This is a genomic window from Janthinobacterium sp. AD80 (assembly GCF_002878455.1).
Taxonomy (GTDB): Bacteria; Pseudomonadota; Gammaproteobacteria; order Burkholderiales; family Burkholderiaceae_D; genus Janthinobacterium.
In genome coordinates this window covers 1-2,615 of sequence record NZ_NRDQ01000370.1, presented here as the reverse complement: position 1 = coordinate 2,615, position 2,615 = coordinate 1, and the positions used below count along the sequence as shown (strand labels likewise).

At 68.1% G+C, this 2,615-nt stretch carries 3 protein-coding genes; 2 read left to right on the top strand and 1 reads right to left on the bottom strand.

Annotated elements, in window-relative coordinates; translation table 11 throughout:
• The coding region (locus JaAD80_RS29760) for a TonB-dependent receptor domain-containing protein (protein WP_102299765.1) at positions 1–1,479 on the top strand (1,479 nt) is incomplete at its 5' end.
• 45 nt (positions 1,480–1,524) lie between these two features.
• Positions 1,525–2,289: an SAM-dependent methyltransferase gene (locus tag JaAD80_RS29755; RefSeq protein ID WP_102299764.1), complete on the top strand. Its 765-nt coding sequence runs from the start codon at positions 1,525–1,527 to the stop codon at positions 2,287–2,289.
• On the opposite strand, the gene JaAD80_RS29750 is transcribed toward JaAD80_RS29755, so the two are convergent.
• The coding region (locus JaAD80_RS29750) for an ATP-binding cassette domain-containing protein (protein WP_146012639.1) at positions 2,286–2,615 on the bottom strand (330 nt) is incomplete at its 5' end. The genes JaAD80_RS29755 and JaAD80_RS29750 overlap by 4 nt on opposite strands.

Sequence of the window (2,615 nt, the reverse complement as noted above, 5' to 3'; positions counted from 1 at the left end):
GGCGCCATCAGCGTGTATGGCATGCCCGGCGAAACGCTGGACAATAAACTGGGTTTGCTGGCCCACGTGAGCGCCGTCAACCGCGAAAACTACCGCATCGGCGGCGGCGGCGACGTGCCCAATTCGGCCGGCCATGACCGCGACTACCTGCTCAAACTGAGCTTGCTGGACCTGGCCGGCCACAGCCTGCGCCTGGGCGCGGCGCGCAACCGCAATGCGGGACTCTACCTGTTCAGCCGGGTCGGCAGCGACAACGGCTATGCGCCCGCGAACGCCGTGCCCACCTACCAGCGCAGCGAACGCCATACTTATACCGTGGAGCACCGCTACCAGCCGGCCGGCAATGGCCTGCTGGACTGGAAATTCAATCTGTACCAGAACGAGAACGCACTGGAAGACGTGAGCCAGGCGCGCAGCGCCAGGACGCGGGAATGGGGCGGCAGCGCGCGCAACACGGCGCACCTGGCCTGGGCCGGCACGCAGCACCGCCTGACGGCCGGCGCCGACTTCATGGACGAAGAAGGCATCACCAACGGCGTGCTCGGTGCGGCCATCCTGGGGCCGGGCCGCAAATCGACGCAGGCGCGCAACCTGGGCGTCTTCGTGCAGGAGCGCATGCGCTGGCAAGCCTTGCAGCTGTCGCTGGGCGTGCGCCATGACCACTACAACACGGCCTTCGGACCGCGTAATTTGAAGGGCGGCAAGACGTCGCCGAACGCGGGCGCCGAAATGGAACTGGGCCGCGGCGTGGGCGCCTTCGCCAGCTATGGCGAAGCCGTGCGCGCCAGCGGCATCATCCCCATCGGTTTCCTCACCAGCGTGGATAAAAAAAGCAATTTCAATAACGGCAAGCCCTTCAAGCCGGAAACCTCCGCCACGCGCGAAGCGGGCCTGCAGTACGAAGGCGCCAATGCGCTGCGGGACGGCGACCGCCTGACCGTGCGCCTCGGCTATTTCGACACGCGCATCGCCAACCTGATCGAATGGGCCGGCCAGGGCGCCGTCTACCCCGCGTATATCCGCAACATGCCCGACACCTTGCGCAGCAAGGGCTGGGAAGGCAAAGCGCTCTGGCAGCGCGGCAGCTATCACACGTCCGTCGGCGTGGTGCTGGCCGATACCACCGTGGGCGGCAAGCCATTGAGCCCGGCGCGCCGCGTGGGCACGGCGCTGGGCGACCGCCTGACGTGGGACAGCCAGTGGCAGGTGCTGCCCGGCCTGACAGCCGGCTACACGCTGAACGCCGTGCGGCGCCTGGACGACGTGCCGAAAGCGGCGGTGCAGCGGGCCGGCTATGTGCTGCACGACGTGCAGCTGCAATGGCAGCCGGCCGCCTTGCGCGCCCTGAGCCTGGCGCTGGCCGTGCGCAACCTGGGCGACAAGCGCTACACGAGCCACAGTTCGCTCGATGGCGGTAGCGGCAACATCCTGCCGGAGCCGGGGCGCGACGTGCGCGTGAGCGCCAGTTACCAGTTTTAAGCGAAAGCATCATCCCCATCATCCATCCGTAGAGAGAAGAGAACCATGACCTATACCACCCAAGCGGGCGCGCGCTGCGGCCTGTACCTCGTCAGCGCCGGCATCGGCGACCCGGACAGCATCACCGTGAAAGCGCAGAAAACCCTGCGCAGCGTCGATATCGTGTTCGGCATCCCGCGACTGCTGGAAGCATTTTCCGAACTGCTCAGCGGCAAGGAGCAGCACAAGGCGGGCCACGGCCTGTTCAGCCCCCTGGCGCGGCGCGATACGCCGGAAGAGGAGGTCGACGCCATGGAAAAGCAGACGCGCGAGATCATCCACGCGGCGGCGGCGGCCGGCAAGACCGTCGCCGTGCTTGACTATGGCGACGCCATGATCTTCGGGCCGCAATCTGGCTACCTGAGCGAGTTCAGCGAACTCAATCCGATCGTCGTGCCTGGCATCTCCTGCTTCAATGCGGCCAATGCGGCGCTGGCCCGCGATGTCACCGGCGGCAAGCACAGCCGCTCCGTCATCCTCGCCGCCTCGGCCGACACGCGCGACGACTACACGGGCAGCGACACCCTGGACAAGCTGGCCGCCACGGGTTCCACCCTGGTGTTCTTCACCATGCGCGCCGACCTGCCCTCGCTGGTCGAACGCCTCTCGCGCCACCTGCCAGCCAGCACGCCGCTGGCCATCGTCGCGCATGCGGGCGCCGACGCGAAACAGGCCGTGCTGCGCGCCACCCTGGGCACGGTGCTGGCCCGCACGGAGAACGAAAAACCGCCGTTCGAACACCTGGTGTATGTAGGCGATTTCCTCAATTAGGCCAGGCGCATCCAGGCCACCGGCGCGGCGCCTTCCTGACCCGCCGGCGGCCCCGGGGCCTCTGCCACGCAGCGGCCGTTTTCCAGCCGCACGATGCGGTCCGCCACGTGGCGGGCGACGGGCAGATTGTGCGTGATCAGCAGCAGGGCCAGGCCGCGCGCCTCCTGCACGTCGAGCAGCAGGCGCAGCACCTTGGCCTGCACCGAGGCGTCCAGCGCGGCGGTCGGCTCATCGGCCACCAGCACGGCAGGATCGGCGATCAGCGCCCGCGCGATGGCCAGGCGCTGCAATTCCCCGCCGCTCAAGCTGCGCGCCTGGCGCGCCAG